The 14,120-nt window shown below is 63.0% G+C and carries 12 protein-coding genes; 8 read left to right on the forward strand and 4 right to left on the reverse strand.

Translation table 11 applies throughout. The features are described 5' to 3' along the window. Positions 1–46: 46 nt before the first annotated feature. Positions 47–1,180: a glutamate 5-kinase gene (gene proB / locus PAQ31011_RS11010; RefSeq protein ID WP_150575894.1), complete on the forward strand. Its 1,134-nt coding sequence runs from the start codon at positions 47–49 to the stop codon at positions 1,178–1,180. Between the two features lie 107 nt (positions 1,181–1,287). On the opposite strand, the gene PAQ31011_RS11015 is transcribed toward proB, so the two are convergent. Then, on the reverse strand, positions 1,288–1,863 hold the full coding sequence (locus tag PAQ31011_RS11015) for a CNP1-like family protein (protein ID WP_150575895.1): 576 nt from the start codon (positions 1,861–1,863) through the stop codon (positions 1,288–1,290). Positions 1,864–1,949: 86 nt separating this feature from the next. Beyond that, entirely contained in the window at positions 1,950–2,654 is a 705-nt protein-coding gene (locus tag PAQ31011_RS11020; RefSeq protein WP_425495101.1) for an RNA pyrophosphohydrolase, read from the reverse strand. Between the two features lie 238 nt (positions 2,655–2,892). Between PAQ31011_RS11020 and PAQ31011_RS11025 the strand changes: the two genes are divergently transcribed. Both PAQ31011_RS11025 and PAQ31011_RS11030 read left to right on the forward strand, forming a co-directional pair. After that, on the forward strand, positions 2,893–4,632 hold the full coding sequence (locus PAQ31011_RS11025; RefSeq protein ID WP_150575896.1) for a proline--tRNA ligase: 1,740 nt from the start codon (positions 2,893–2,895) through the stop codon (positions 4,630–4,632). Between the two features lie 171 nt (positions 4,633–4,803). Next, positions 4,804–5,397: a MarC family protein gene (locus tag PAQ31011_RS11030; protein ID WP_039393298.1), complete on the forward strand. Its 594-nt coding sequence runs from the start codon at positions 4,804–4,806 to the stop codon at positions 5,395–5,397. 114 nt (positions 5,398–5,511) lie between these two features. On the opposite strand, the gene PAQ31011_RS11035 is transcribed toward PAQ31011_RS11030, so the two are convergent. Together PAQ31011_RS11035 and ffh are read right to left on the reverse strand one after the other, a co-directional pair. After that, positions 5,512–6,060: a hypoxanthine-guanine phosphoribosyltransferase gene (locus tag PAQ31011_RS11035; RefSeq protein ID WP_039393295.1), complete on the reverse strand. Its 549-nt coding sequence runs from the start codon at positions 6,058–6,060 to the stop codon at positions 5,512–5,514. Between the two features lie 107 nt (positions 6,061–6,167). Next, positions 6,168–7,532: a signal recognition particle protein gene (gene ffh, locus PAQ31011_RS11040; protein ID WP_150575897.1), complete on the reverse strand. Its 1,365-nt coding sequence runs from the start codon at positions 7,530–7,532 to the stop codon at positions 6,168–6,170. A 111-nt stretch (positions 7,533–7,643) separates the two neighbouring features. On the opposite strand from ffh, the gene PAQ31011_RS11045 reads away from it, so the two are divergent. The 5 genes from PAQ31011_RS11045 to PAQ31011_RS11065 all read left to right on the forward strand — a co-directional run bounded on the left by PAQ31011_RS11045 (position 7,644) and on the right by PAQ31011_RS11065 (position 14,007). Next, positions 7,644–8,528 (forward strand): cytochrome C assembly family protein, encoded by an 885-nt coding sequence (locus tag PAQ31011_RS11045; RefSeq protein ID WP_150575898.1) that lies wholly within the window; start codon positions 7,644–7,646, stop codon positions 8,526–8,528. Positions 8,529–8,534: 6 nt separating this feature from the next. Beyond that, entirely contained in the window at positions 8,535–8,831 is a 297-nt protein-coding gene (locus PAQ31011_RS11050) for a PP0621 family protein (RefSeq protein WP_150575899.1), read from the forward strand. Positions 8,832–9,052: 221 nt separating this feature from the next. Continuing rightward, the gene (locus tag PAQ31011_RS11055; RefSeq protein ID WP_150576417.1) at positions 9,053–9,565 is read left to right on the forward strand and encodes a DUF1269 domain-containing protein; all 513 of its coding nucleotides are present in this window, start codon (positions 9,053–9,055) and stop codon (positions 9,563–9,565) included. A 516-nt stretch (positions 9,566–10,081) separates the two neighbouring features. Then, positions 10,082–10,681 (forward strand): 1,6-anhydro-N-acetylmuramyl-L-alanine amidase AmpD, encoded by a 600-nt coding sequence (gene ampD, locus PAQ31011_RS11060; RefSeq protein ID WP_150575900.1) that lies wholly within the window; start codon positions 10,082–10,084, stop codon positions 10,679–10,681. Between the two features lie 374 nt (positions 10,682–11,055). Beyond that, positions 11,056–14,007, forward strand: coding sequence for a ribonucleoside-diphosphate reductase subunit alpha (locus PAQ31011_RS11065; RefSeq protein WP_150575901.1), 2,952 nt, complete (start codon positions 11,056–11,058; stop codon positions 14,005–14,007). Positions 14,008–14,120 lie beyond the last annotated feature (113 nt).

Below are 14,120 nucleotides of genomic sequence, written 5' to 3' on the forward strand. Positions count from 1 at the left end.
ATGGCGGTCTCGTCTTCCCAATACATCCGCAGGAGAATCCAGGTCCATGCGTTCGGTCATCGCCGATGCCAAGCGGCTCGTGGTGAAAGTGGGCTCCAGTCTCGTGACCAACGACGGTCGCGGGCTGGATGATGTCGCCATTGCGCGTTGGGCGCAGCAGATCGCCGCATTGCGGCATGGGGGTGACGGACGTCCGCCAAAGCAGGTCGTGCTCGTGAGTTCGGGCGCGATTGCGGAGGGGATGCAGCGTCTGGGCTGGGCCAAGCGCCCGAAGGCCATCGACGAATTGCAGGCGGCTGCCGCCGTCGGTCAGATGGGACTCGCGCAAGTCTACGAGACGCGTTTCGCCGAGCATGGTGTGCGTACGGCGCAGATTCTTCTCACCCACGCCGATCTGGCCGACCGCGAACGCTATCTGAACGCGCGTACGACGCTGCTCACGCTGCTGCGTCTGGGTGTGGTGCCGATCATCAACGAAAACGACACGGTCGTGACCGACGAAATCAAGTTCGGCGACAACGACACGCTCGGCGCGCTGGTCACGAACCTGATCGACGGCGATGCGCTCGTCATCCTGACCGACCAGTCGGGCCTCTACACGGCCGATCCTCGCAAAAATCCGGATGCCGAGTTTGTGCACGAAGCCGAAGCGGGGGACGAACGCCTCGAAGCGATGGCGGGTGGTGCAGGCACGAACATCGGTCGCGGCGGCATGCTGACGAAGATTCTGGCGGCCAAGCGCGCAGCGACGAGCGGGGCGCACACGGTGATCGCATCGGGCCGCGAAGCGGACGTACTGGTGCGTCTGGCCGGCGGTGAAGCCATCGGCACGCAACTGGTAGCGCGCACGGCGGTGCTGACGGCCCGCAAGCAATGGATGGCCGATCACCTTCAGGTGCGCGGTCGCGTGGTGATCGACGCAGGCGCGTGCAAGAAGCTGATGGAAGAGGGCAAGAGCCTGCTGCCGATCGGCGTGATCGACGTCGAAGGGACGTTTGCTCGTGGCGAAGTCATCTCGTGCATCGACGAGGCGGGCCATGAGGTCGCGCGCGGCCTGTCCAACTACAGTGCCTCGGAGACGCGCCTCATTCGTCGTCACCCGAGCAGCGACATCGAACAGGTGCTCGGCTTTGCGAACGAGCCCGAACTGATTCATCGCGACAACCTGATCCTGCGCTGATCCGCATCCACGCAGACCGTCAGGGACAAAAAACGCCGGCACGTGATACGTGACCGGCGTTTTTTGTCTCGGACGCCGTCGATGTGGCGGCGTCGTACGGCACAGACTTAGCGATAGGCGGCGGGCGTCGTCGGATAGCGCAGGTTCTGGACGATGTCCTTGGCGGAGCCGTACGGCGTCTTGTCCTGACAGAGGAAGTCGCGGTACAGAATGCCCTGATACGCGGTCGAGCCGTACGGCTTGATCGGACGCCATTCGCTGTTGCGCGCAGGTGCCCACGTGCCGTCCGGACGGCCGGTCGCGTACAGCCGCGATTCGAACGACGAGCAGTGGATGCCTTCGTACGACACGTTGCGGGCACCGCTCTTGCTGCGGATCACGGCGATGTAGCGCACCACACCGTCTTCCCGGGTGACTTCGACGGACTTCGCGTCGATGGCGTAGTCGAGCGTGGCGTTCGGAAGTGTGGAGAAGCTGATCAGATCGGCGTCCTGCGGCGCGGTGGTCGGCATCTTGAAGTCCGACTCCTTCCACTTGCCCTTGGCGGCTTCCTGCTGCGCCATGTATTCGTCAAAGTCCTGAACGGGCTGGGACACGCTGCTGCAGGCGGCGATCAGCGCCAGCGCGGCCAGAGAGACAAACGTGGCCAGGCGCGGGGCGCGGCGGGCAATCGAAGGACGCATGGGAATGTGGTCGAGAGATCAAAAAAAAGCCGGCGCGGGCAACGGTGCCCGCGTCCGGTGTTGAGACAGGCCGTCAGCCGTCCGGTTCAGTGCCCCCGGCGGTGCTGAAGGTCGGCACTGTCGGCGCTGTCGGCATTGCCAGCGTTGGCGGCCGGATCGGCGGTGTTGCTGCCGTCACAGTCGCCGCAATCGCCGAAATTGCCGCCGCCGTAGCTGTCTTCCTGCTCGTGCGACGCATCCGTAGCCCCCGGCGGCATCTCGCCGACCCGGGCACCGGCGCGCGGAAACCGTCGCCGGTCCTGCTGGGCGCGTGCGGCCGTGCGTCGCAGATAGCGCGAGAGTTCGTTCAGGGCGAGCTGATACACCTCGCGCTTGAATTCGATCACGGCGTCGAGCGGCACCCAGTATTCGTTCCAACGCCAGGCGTCGAACTCGGGATGATCGGTTGCGCGCAAGCAGATATCGCAGTCGCGTCCGACCATGCGCAGCAGGAACCAGATCTGCTTCTGGCCCCGGTAATGTCCGCGCACTTCGCGTTTGATGAACTTGTCCGGCACCTCGTAACGCAGCCAGTCGCGCGTGCGACCGATGATTTTGACGTGTTCTGGCTTTAGCCCGGTTTCCTCGTGCAATTCTCGGAACATGGCCTGTTCTGGCGTTTCGCCGTACTTGATGCCGCCTTGCGGGAACTGCCAGGAGTGCTCGCCCAGCCGCTTGCCCCAGAACACTTCATTGCGTGCGTTTAAGAGGATGATGCCGACGTTCGGGCGAAAGCCTTCACGGTCCAGCATACAACCACCCTTGAATCCTTTAAAATTGCTTCGATTATAAACAGATAATCACCGGCGCGGCGGCCGGCGGCGGCTCGGGTAACCGGGGCGGCGCGTACGGCCGGCGGGTGTCTCAAGGGATGCGAAGATGGCGCATGACGTCAATCCGCAGTCAATCCGTATCCCCCCGGCCCCGCTTCCCTGCATCAGACCGAACCGTCGCGTGCGCCGTTGACCCTATTTTTTCCCGGAAATCTGCATGAAAGCCTCTCGTTTCTTCATCGGCACCCTCAAGGAAGCTCCCGCCGACGCCGAAATCGTCAGCCACAAGCTGATGATGCGTGCCGGCATGATTCGCCGCGTTGCCGGCGGCATCTACGATTACCTGCCGATCGGCCTGCGCTCGATCCGCAAGGTCGAAGCCATCGTCCGTGAAGAAATGAACCGCGCCGGCGCGCTGGAACTGCTCATGCCAGCCGTGCAACCGGCCGAACTCTGGCAGGAGTCGGGCCGCTGGGTGAAGTACGGCCCGGAACTGCTTCGTTTGAAAGATCGTCACGACCGCGACTTCGTCGTTGGCCCGACCCACGAGGAAGTGGTGACGGACATCGCTCGCCGCGAGATCAAGAGCTATCGTCAACTGCCGGTGAACTTCTATCAGGTGCAGACGAAGTTCCGCGACGAAATTCGTCCGCGTTTCGGCGTGATGCGTGGTCGCGAGTTCATCATGAAGGACGCCTACTCCTTCGATAAGGACCGCGCCGGCCTGCAAGTGTCGTATCAGAAGATGTTCGACGCTTACGTGCGCATCTTCACGCGCCTGGGTCTGGAGTTCCGCGCTGTGGTGGCCGACAACGGCTCCATCGGCGGCTCCGGCTCGCACGAATTTCACGTGATCGCCGAGACCGGTGAAGACGCCATCGCCTACTGCCCGACGTCGGACTACGCGGCCAACGTCGAGATGGCCGAAGCGCTGCCGCCGCAAGGTGAGCGTCCGGCTGCCGCTGAGGCCATGACCAAGACCGCAACGCCGGGCAAGGCCAAGTGCGAAGCCGTCGCTGAGTTGCTCTCGATCCCGCTGGCGCGCACCGTCAAGTCGATCGTGCTGGCCACCGACAGCGAAGACACTGGCACGCAGGTCTGGCTGCTGTTGCTGCGTGGCGACCATGAGCTCAACGAGATCAAGGCGAGCAAGGTGCCGGGGCTGGGCGAACTGCGCTTCGCAAGCGAAGCCGAGATCGTTGAATGGTTCGGTACGCCGCCGGGCTACTTGGGCCCGATCGGCACGAAGAAGCCCGTCAAGCTCGTGGTGGATCGCAGCGTCGCGCACATGAGCGACTTCGTGGTCGGTGCGAACGAGAAGGACTTCCACATCACCGGCGTGAACTGGGGCCGTGATCTGCCGGAACCGGAAATCGTCGCCGATCTGCGCAACATCGTGCCGGGCGACGCCTCGCCGGACGGCAAGGGCGAAATCGCGCTGTGCCGTGGCATCGAAGTCGGTCACGTGTTCCAGTTGGGGACGAAGTACTCGGAGGCGATGAACGCCACGTTCCTTGACGAGAACGGCAAGCCCGCACCGATGGAGATGGGCTGCTACGGCATTGGCGTCACGCGTATTCTCGGTGCGGCCATCGAGCAGAACTTCGACGACCGCGGCATCATCTGGCCGGAATCGATTGCGCCGTTCGAAGTGGTGCTGTGCCCGATGGGTTACGACCGCAGCGACGCCGTGCGCGCGGCCGCCGACAAGCTGTATGAAGATCTGGTGGCCGCTGGCGTCGACGTGATTCTCGACGACCGTGGCGAGCGTCCGGGTGTGATGTTCGCGGACTGGGAACTGATCGGCGTGCCGCATCGCGTGGTGATCGGCGACCGTGGTCTGAAGGAAGGCAAGATCGAGTATCAGGGCCGTCGCGACACGGAAGCCCAGTTGCTCGACGCCGCCTCGGTGGCGGAAGTCGTCACCGGCCGCGTGCGCGCCGCCAAGGCGGTCTGATCGCGTGAGGTGTGACGCGTTGCCGGTGATGACCGGTGGCGCGCCACACTGCGCTCAGCGCTCTCGCGCCGCGCGTCGGCGTATCTGCGTATCGGCGTATCGGCACAAGCGCATTACCTGACGGCAGTCGCCCCGGCGGCTGCCGTTGTCATATCTGAAAGCGTCGTCTGTATGGAATACACGTTCGCGTCGGCCACCGTGCTGTTGCTGTTGATTACCGATCCGTTCGGCAACATCCCCATTTTCGTGAATGCACTGAAGAACGTGCCAGCGAGCCGACGGCCGCGCGTGATCGTGCGTGAGGTGCTGATCGCCTTTGCGATCCTGCTGCTGTTCATGCTGGTGGGGGAGCGGTTCCTGCGCATGATGAGCCTCACCGACCTGTCGTTGCAGCTCGCCGGTGGCATCGTGCTGTTCCTCATCGCGCTGCGGATGATCTTTCCGCGTCCCGACCACGGATCGCTGCCGGATGCCGGTGAGCCACTGATCGTCCCGCTGGCGATTCCGGCGCTGGCCGGGCCGTCGGCGCTCGCGACCGTCATGCTGCTGGTCTCGCAGCAACCGGGGCGCATGCTCGAATGGATTACCGCGCTCAGCGTGACGATGGCCGTGTGCGCCGTGGTGCTGTTGCTTGCCGATCGTATCGAGCGATGGCTGGGCTCGCGGGTCGTGGCGGCGTTCGAACGGTTGATGGGGCTGATTCTGGTGGCGATCTCGGTCGAGATGATCCTCAAGGGCGTGAAGGTCTTCGTCCACCAGTTTTGACACCGATCCAAGCAACGAACGTAGCCGGACGAAGCAAAAGAAAAGGGGCCTTGTGTGAACAGGCCCCTTTCTTATTTGTCGCGGGACGAACCCGGCGACGGCGTTGCATGCTTATCAGCGCGGCGTCGTCAGCGCGCGAATCGCGGGCAGGTTGCGCCAGTATCCCTTGGCGTCCATGCCGCAGCCGAAGACGTAGCGATCCGGCACGGTGAAGCCGCAGAAATCCGGATGCGACGGCTTATCCTTCGTCAGGATCTTCTCGCACAGCACGGCGCTGTAGAACTTCGAAGCACCCATCTCGAGAATGCGATCGCGAATCGCCGCCATCGTCGCACCTTCGTCGAGAATGTCGTCGAGCACGAGCACCACGCGGTCGCGCACCGAGTCGCGCGGCGCGACGCGCCACTGCATCGCACCACCGGTGGTGGTGTTGTTGTAGCGCGAGAGGTGGATGTAGTCGAATTCGAGCGGGAAGTCGAGACGCGGCAACAGCATGCCGGTGAAGACGGCCGCGCCGCCCATGACCGACAGCACCATCGGGAAGTCGTCGCCGACGGCTGCCTTGATGGCTTTGGCCATGGTGTCGACGGACCGGTTGACCTCGTCTGCGGAGACGATTTCTTCGGAATTACGGAATACTTCGAGCGCTTCTTCGCGGTTCATATGGGGCGACCCTGTGGAACGGTGTTGCGGGGGTTTCGCTATGTGCGGCCCGGAGTATATACGGAAAGCCCGTAGTTCAGACCGGACCGCGACCGGATGAGTCTCAATCAGCGCATGCCGGGCATCATGCCCTTCATGCTGCGCATCATCTTCATCATGCCACCGCCTTTGAGTTTCTTCATCATCGTGCGCATCTGATCGTACTGATTCAGCATGCGGTTGACTTCCTGCACCTGAACGCCCGCACCGGCGGCGATACGACGCTTGCGGCTCGCCTTGATCAGTTCCGGCTTGGCGCGCTCGGCGGGCGTCATCGAATTGATGATGCCTTCCATGCGGCGCACCTGCTTCTCCGCCTGATCCATATTGGTCTGGCTGGCCGCCGCCTGGAACTGCGCCGGCAGCTTGTCCATGAGCGACGACAGGCCGCCCATCTTCTTCATCTGGCCGATCTGCGCCTTGAAGTCGTTCAGATCGAAGTCGCCGCCTTTCTTGACCTTGTCGGCGAGCTTTTGCGCGGCCTGAACGTCAACGCCGCGCTGCGCCTCCTCGACGAGCGCGAGAATGTCGCCCATGCCGAGAATCCGGTTCGCCATGCGATCCGGGTAGAAGACTTCGAGGCCGTCGAGCTTTTCGCCGACACCGACGAACTTGATCGGCTTGCCCGTGACATGACGCACCGACAGCGCCGCACCGCCGCGCGAGTCGCCGTCGAGCTTGGTGAGCACCACGCCGGTGAGCGGCAGCGCCTCGTTGAAGGCGCGGGCGGTGTTCACGGCGTCCTGACCGAGCATGGCGTCGACGACGAACAGCGTTTCGATCGGTTTCAGCTCAGCGTGCAGGGCACTAATTTCCTGCATCATCGCTTCGTCAATACCCAGGCGGCCGGCCGTATCGACGAGCAGCACTTCATGGTGATGGCGACGCGCCCAGTCCACGGCGGCGCGGGCGATATCGACCGGCTTCTGGTCGGGTTGCGACGGGAAGAAGTCGGCGTCGACCTGCTTCGTGACCGTCTCCAGCTGGGCGATAGCGGCGGGGCGGTAGACGTCGGTGGAAACCGTGAGGACTTTCTTCTTCTGGGCGCGCAGCAGCTTGGCGAGCTTACCGACGGTCGTTGTCTTACCCGCCCCCTGCAAACCGGCCATCAGGATGATGGCGGGCGGGGTGGTGGCGAGATTGAGTTCGGCGGCGCGGCCTTCGTAATCGCCGCCCATGAGCGCGGTCAGTTCGCGCTGGACGACACCGACGAGCGCCTGGCCCGGCGACAGGCTGGAAATGACTTCCTCACCGAGGGCCTTTTCCTTCACCTTGGCGGTGAAATCGCGCACCACCGGCAGGGCGACGTCGGCCTCGAGCAGGGCGAGGCGCACTTCGCGGAGCATTTCCTGCGTGTTGGCCTCGGTCAGCCGGGCTTCGCCGCGCAGGGTCTTGACGACTTTGGCAAGGCGAGTAGTGAGATTGTCGAGCATGAAACGTATCCTGTAAGACCTTCAGCGGCCTCGGTTGCCCGCCCCCCGGGCCGTAGACGGCGGTGGCAAGCACGGCAGCGCGCCCCTCATGGGCTGGTGTAAACTTCAAACATGACTATTTTACTGTATGCGCTGACCGCCATCCTCTACGCCGGGTTGGCGGTTTGTTCGTGGCAAGGATACCGGCGCGACGCCGCGCTCGCACTCGCGGGCGGACAAGTCGCGCCTGCGCCTGTCACGGGCACGCCCTCGCGCTGGCCGATGCAGCTTTCGCTGTTCGCCGCGCTCTTGCTGCACGGGGTGTTGCTGCATCAGACGATCTTCCGCGCCGACAGCATGCACTTCGGTTTCGCGTACATGCTCTCGGCCATGTTGTGGCTCTCGGTCGGCATTTACTGGATCGAGAGTTTCTTTTTTCCGCTCGAGAGCCTGCGACTGATGGTCACACCCGTGGCGGCGGTCGCGTGTCTGTTGCCGATGATTTTTCCGGACGTGCGCATTCTGGGCTTTGCCGCCAATCCGGTGTTCAAGGCGCACTTCATCATCGCCAACATGGCCTACGGGCTGTTCGCGCTGGCGGCGCTGCACGCATTGCTGATGATCTATGCCGAGCGCCAACTGCATCCGTCGCGCAGCAACGAGGCGACGGGCTGGCTCTCGCGCTGGCTCGAGACGCTGCCGCCGCTGCTCACGATGGAGAAACTGCTGTTCCGTCTGATCGGCGCGGGGTTCGTGCTGCTCACGCTGACGCTGATCTCCGGCGTGATGTTCTCCGAGGCGCTCTTCGGGCGCGCGGTGCGCATCGATCACAAGACCGTGTTCGCGGTGGTGTCGTGGCTGATGTTCGGCGCGGTGCTGCTGGGGCGGCATTTTTACGGGTGGCGCGGCAAGGTCGCGCTGCGTTGGGTTCTGGCGTCGTTCGTGGCGCTGTTGCTGGCGTATGTCGGTTCTCGCTTCGTGCTTGAGGTGGTGCTGCATCGCATGACGGAGACTTGAAGCGCGATGCGCAATATCCTGTTGTTACTGTTGCTCCTTATTGCCGGGACGTGGTGGATGCGCCACAACGAGCGTAAGCGCAATTCCGAAGGCCCTCAGCGCAATGAGCGCATGCGCACGCCGCAGGGCAATGGCAGCCGTACGACGGCCCAACAGTCGCTGCCGCCTGCCGAGCGCATGGTGCGTTGCAGCGAGTGCGATACCTATCTTCCCGAAAGCGAATCGTTGTCGGGTGTCGGCGGCAAACATTTTTGCAGCACGGCGCATCGCGACGCCTACCTCGCGCGCGAACACCGCATCTGAGTCCCGCTGCGCGGCCAGCCCGCGCAGCGATCGCGCCTCCCTGCGCATCTCTGCTCATCTCGTCCGCTTCCCGGTTTTCCTGCAAACGCTGCGCATCGCCGCTCACGGCGTGCGTCGGCTTGCGCATGCCTGTCGCATGCACTAAAACACAGTAACCGACCCCATTCGTCATACAGGTATCACGGGCGAACGGGGCGACGACAGGAGGGCGCAACATGCTAATGCGCAGACGGATGTATTTCCTTCTTCCCGATCTGGCCAGTGCCCAGCGCACGATGAGCGATCTGTTGCTCGCCCGGATCGAGGAGCGTCACATCCACTTCATGGCACGTGACGAAATGGACCTGGAGGGACTGCACGAGGCTAACCTGCTACAGACTTCCGATATCGTGCACGGCGCCGAAGCCGGGCTCGTGATCGGCGGCTTCTGTGGTCTGGCAGTCGGTGCAGTCGCGGCGTTTTTCCCCATCGTGGGCACACGTCCCCAATGGGAATTGATGATCGTGACGGCACCGCTCGGCGCGCTGTTCGGCGCATGGGTGTCGAGCATGATCGGTGTCTCGGTGCCGAACTCGCGACTCAAGGCGTTTCGTGACCCGCTGGAGCGCGGCATGATCCTGCTGATGGTGGATGTGCGCGAGAGCCGCGTCGAGGAGATTCGCGAGATGCTCAAGGAGCATCACCCCGAAGCCCATATGGAGGGCATCGAGGCCGCGATTCCGGCGTTCCCCTGAAATCGTACGGAGGGAGACCAAGGACAGTGACGTTATTGAGAGTGCCAACGCGTTTTACCGGCCGGCAACGGCCATTAGCGTCGCACCTGTGAGCGGCGCGGGATGGTGTCCGTGTTGTATGACACGAGCGCGGTGCCATCCCCGGGCGTGGACACGCCCACGGAAGCCTCTCGGCCAGGTCAGGCGAGGGGCTTCTTCTTTGGGAATTTCCTTTTTATTTTTCGACTTGTTTCGGACGAAGTCCCACATGACACTGGGACTTCGCCTGCCTCGCGGCGGACTTCCCGACCGGACCGGTCACCGGCGACGTCACGCCAAGTGGGCTACAATGCCACCCCTCGCTCTACGGGAGTTCGTTGTGCCCGTCATGCTCCAGTCATCTGCGTCCCCTAACGTTTCGCTCCGGCCGTTTGCCCAGTCTGCTCCGCCGCTATCTGTTCGACCGTCACCATTGATGCATCGATGCGGATGGTGCTTCGGTGTCGACATCGCCGCCGCGTGTTCGCGAGGTGACGCATGAACGCACCGGACAAACTGCCAACGCTCACGCTCGACACCGAAGGATGGGTGCGGGAGGCGGAGCGCCTGCCGTCGCCGAACTTCGACGTGCGTCCACAAGGCATGCCCATCGGCTTGCTCGTGGTCCACAACATCTCGCTGCCGCCGGGGCAATTCGGTGGCGACGAGATTCCGGCGTTCTTCCAGAACCGGCTCGATCACGACGCGCATCCGTTCTTCGACGAGATTCGCGGCGTGCATGTGTCGTCGCATTTTCTGGTGCGTCGCGATGGTGCGTTGCAACAGTACGTCTCGTGCGATGCGCGGGCGTGGCATGCGGGCGCATCGTCGTTCGAGGGACGCACGCGCTGCAACGATTTCTCGATCGGCGTAGAACTGGAGGGGACGGACGACGTGCCTTTCACGCCGGCGCAGTACGCAACATTGGCGGCGCTCACGCGCGTTTTGCGCGAGCATTATCCGATTCAAGCCGTGGCCGGACATGCCGATATAGCACCTGGCCGGAAGACGGACCCGGGGCCGCATTTCGAGTGGCAGCGGCTGCGTCGGATGGCCGCGCTGGAACCGGAGGCGCTGCCGTTTCAGAAGGCAGATTAACCCTCACCGGGGGGCAGGTTTTGCTTGACACGAAGACCCGACGGGCCTTCCCGGGAATGAAATTTTTGATTTTGCGGAGTGCGTCATCTCCACTATACTTAGTGCCAATCCGGCCCCCAACCACTACATATAGTGGTCAGTGACCGGGAAGCAAGATCCATCAATACCGTGCTTGTCCTGCGGCGTTTTGTGGGGCGGCACAGCAGCAAAGCCGTGCAGCGGACACCTCGAACCCTTGGCCGTCCGTCGGTCGTGCGGTGTTCAGCACTTCGCTCCATCGGCGCCCCCAGGGCGCATTTTTGCCGACTTCAGTACTCAGTATTGCTGGTGGAAGTGCGCTAACAGCACCATCTCATTGGAACGGGAGTTTTTACATGCAGACTAACGAAAACCTCACCCGCCCGAACCCGACGCCCGCCGCGAACGCTGGCAGTGGCACGGGTGCGTCGGCGCCCCAGACGACGGGCGCATTCGAGCCGGCGACCAACGCCGACTTCAAAGTGATCCGACGCAACGGCACGGTGGTGGGTTTCGAGCCGTCGAAGATCGCCATCGCCGTGACCAAGGCGTTCCTGGCAGTGAACGGCGGTCAGGGTGCGGCTTCGGCACGCGTCCGCGAGCTCGTGGAACAGTTGACGGAAAACGTCGTGCGCGCATTGGTGCGCAGCCGCCCGAACGGCGGTACGTTCCACATCGAAGACATTCAGGATCAGGTCGAACTCGCGCTGATGCGCGAAGGCGAGCACAACGTCGCCCGCGCCTATGTGCTGTACCGCGAGAAGCGTTCGCAAGAGCGCGCTCACGCTGGCGAAGCCACGCAAGAGGCGGCAACACCCGACACCCCGGTGCTGCATGTCACCGACAACGGTGTGTCGCGCCCGCTCGACATGGCGGCACTGCGCGGCGTGGTCAACGCGGCCTGCGACAATCTCGGCAGTGAAGTCACCGCCGAGCCGATTCTGGCCGAGACCATCAAGAACCTGTACGACGGCGTGCCGCTGTCGCAGGTCTACGATTCGGCGATTCTCGCCTCGCGTACCCTCATCGAGAAGGAACCGGCGTACAGCCAGGTCACGGCGCGTATCCTGATGCACACGATCCGCCGCGAAATCCTCGGCGAAGAAGTGCCGCAGGGCGAGATGGCTGCGCGTTACATCGAGTACTTCCCGCGTTTCATCAAGCAAGGCGTTGAAGCCGAACTGCTCGACGAGCAACTGCTCTCGTTCGATCTGGCCAAGCTGGCTGCCGCGCTCGACGCCAACCGCGACCTGCAATTCAACTACCTCGGCCTGCAAACGCTGTACGACCGCTACTTCCTGCATATCGATAGCCATCGCATCGAAATGCCGCAGGCGTTCTACATGCGCGTGGCCATGGGTCTGGCGCTGAACGAAGTCGAGCGCGAAGCGCGTGCGATCGAGTTCTATCAGATCCTGTCGAGCTTCGACTTCATGAGCTCCACGCCGACGCTGTTCAACTCGGGCACGCGTCGCTCGCAGCTCTCGTCGTGCTACCTGACGACCGTCTCGGACGATCTGGAAGGCATTTACGAAGCGCTCAAGGAAAACGCACTGCTGTCGAAGTTCGCCGGCGGTCTGGGCAACGACTGGACGCAGGTTCGCGCACTCGGCTCGCACATCAAGGGCACGAACGGCAAGAGCCAGGGCGTGGTGCCGTTCCTCAAGGTGGTCAACGACACGGCCGTGGCCGTGAACCAGGGTGGCAAGCGCAAGGGCGCGGTCTGCGCCTACCTGGAAACGTGGCACCTGGACATCGAAGAATTCCTGGAGCTGCGCAAGAACACGGGTGACGATCGTCGCCGTACGCACGACATGAACACGGCGAACTGGATTCCCGATCTGTTCATGAAGCGCGTAATGGAAGGTGCGGAGTGGACGCTGTTCTCGCCGTCGACCTGCCCGGATCTGCACGACAAGTACGGCAAGGCTTTCGAACAGGCTTACACGGCTTACGAAGAGAAGGCCGCACGCGGCGAGATCAAGCTGTTCAAGAAGGTGCCGGCACAAGCGCTGTGGCGCAAGATGCTGGGCATGCTGTTCGAAACCGGCCATCCGTGGATCACGTTCAAGGACCCGTGCAACATCCGCTCGCCGCAGCAACACGTGGGCGTGGTGCACTCGTCGAACCTGTGCACGGAAATCACGCTCAACACGAGCGAGACGGAAATCGCCGTGTGTAACCTCGGCTCGGTGAACCTCGTGGCTCACCTGAAGCAGACGGCCAACGGTTACGAGCTGGATCACGAGAAGCTGCAACGCACCATTCGTGTGGCGATGCGCATGCTCGACAACGTCATCGACATCAATTACTACGCGGTGGCGAAGGCGCGCAACTCGAACCTGCATCACCGTCCGGTGGGCATGGGCATCATGGGCTTCCAGGATTGCCTGCACCTGCTGCGTACGCCGTATGCGTCGAACGCCGCCGTCGAGTTCGCCGACCGTTCGATGGAAGCGGTTTGCTACTACGCTTACTGGGCGTCGACCGAGCTGGCCAAGGAACGCGGTCAGTACTCGTCGTACAAGGGCTCGCTGTGGGATCGTGGCATCCTGCCGCAGGATTCGCTCAAGCTCCTGATGGAAGAGCGTGGCGGTTACGTCGATGTCGACCTGTCGAGCACGCTCGAGTGGGACAGCCTGCGCAAGCACATTGCTGCGCACGGCATGCGCAACTCGAACTGCGTCGCCATCGCACCGACGGCCACCATCTCGAACATCATCGGCGTGTCGGCCTGTATCGAACCGACGTTCCAGAACCTGTACGTGAAGTCGAACCTCTCGGGCGAATTCACGGTGGTGAACGAGTACCTGGTGCGTGACCTGAAGGCCCGCGGTCTGTGGGACGAAGTGATGGTCGCCGACCTGAAGTACTTCGACGGTTCGCTCGCTCGTATCGACCGCGTGCCGGCCGACCTGCGCGAGATCTACGCCACGGCGTTCGAAGTCGAGCCGAAGTGGCTGGTCGAGGCAGCGTCGCGTCGTCAGAAGTGGATCGATCAGGCGCAGTCGCTGAACATCTATATGGCAGGCGCGTCGGGCAAGAAGCTCGACGAGACGTACAAGCTGGCCTGGACGCGAGCACTGAAGACCACGTACTACCTCCGTACGATGGCCGCAACGCACGTCGAGAAGTCGACGGTCAGCCACGGCGCGCTGAACGCGGTGCCGAGCTCGGGTGGTGTGTCGGGTGGCTTCTCGGCCGAGCCGACCTCGCCGCTGGCGCAGCCGATGCCGGAAGCCGAAGGCGCTGTCTGCACGATGCGTCCGGGCGACCCGGGCTTCGAAGAGTGCGAGGCTTGCCAGTAAGTTGTTTGTGATGCGGTGCCGCATATTGCATGCGGCACCCGTCTTCGGGAAAACCCCGTCGATCCGAAAGGGCGACGGGGTTTTTCTTTGGCGGCGGCGAAAGTCTGTTTTCG

Source organism: Pandoraea aquatica (assembly GCF_902459565.1).
Lineage (GTDB): Bacteria > Pseudomonadota > Gammaproteobacteria > Burkholderiales > Burkholderiaceae > Pandoraea > Pandoraea aquatica.

Coding starts and splice junctions, on each gene's coding strand:
- PAQ31011_RS11035 (WP_039393295.1), bottom strand. CDS start 6,060: ATGAACCGCGAAGAAGCGCTCGAAGTATTCCGTAATTCCGAAGAAATC.
- PAQ31011_RS11025 (WP_150575896.1), top strand. CDS start 2,893: ATGAAAGCCTCTCGTTTCTTCATCGGCACCCTCAAGGAAGCTCCCGCC.
- ffh (WP_150575897.1), bottom strand. CDS start 7,532: ATGCTCGACAATCTCACTACTCGCCTTGCCAAAGTCGTCAAGACCCTG.
- PAQ31011_RS11030 (WP_039393298.1), top strand. CDS start 4,804: ATGGAATACACGTTCGCGTCGGCCACCGTGCTGTTGCTGTTGATTACC.
- PAQ31011_RS11065 (WP_150575901.1), top strand. CDS start 11,056: ATGCAGACTAACGAAAACCTCACCCGCCCGAACCCGACGCCCGCCGCG.
- proB (WP_150575894.1), top strand. CDS start 47: ATGCGTTCGGTCATCGCCGATGCCAAGCGGCTCGTGGTGAAAGTGGGC.
- PAQ31011_RS11055 (WP_150576417.1), top strand. CDS start 9,053: ATGCGCAGACGGATGTATTTCCTTCTTCCCGATCTGGCCAGTGCCCAG.
- ampD (WP_150575900.1), top strand. CDS start 10,082: ATGAACGCACCGGACAAACTGCCAACGCTCACGCTCGACACCGAAGGA.
- PAQ31011_RS11015 (WP_150575895.1), bottom strand. CDS start 1,863: ATGCGTCCTTCGATTGCCCGCCGCGCCCCGCGCCTGGCCACGTTTGTC.
- PAQ31011_RS11020 (WP_425495101.1), bottom strand. CDS start 2,654: ATGCTGGACCGTGAAGGCTTTCGCCCGAACGTCGGCATCATCCTCTTA.
- PAQ31011_RS11050 (WP_150575899.1), top strand. CDS start 8,535: ATGCGCAATATCCTGTTGTTACTGTTGCTCCTTATTGCCGGGACGTGG.
- PAQ31011_RS11045 (WP_150575898.1), top strand. CDS start 7,644: ATGACTATTTTACTGTATGCGCTGACCGCCATCCTCTACGCCGGGTTG.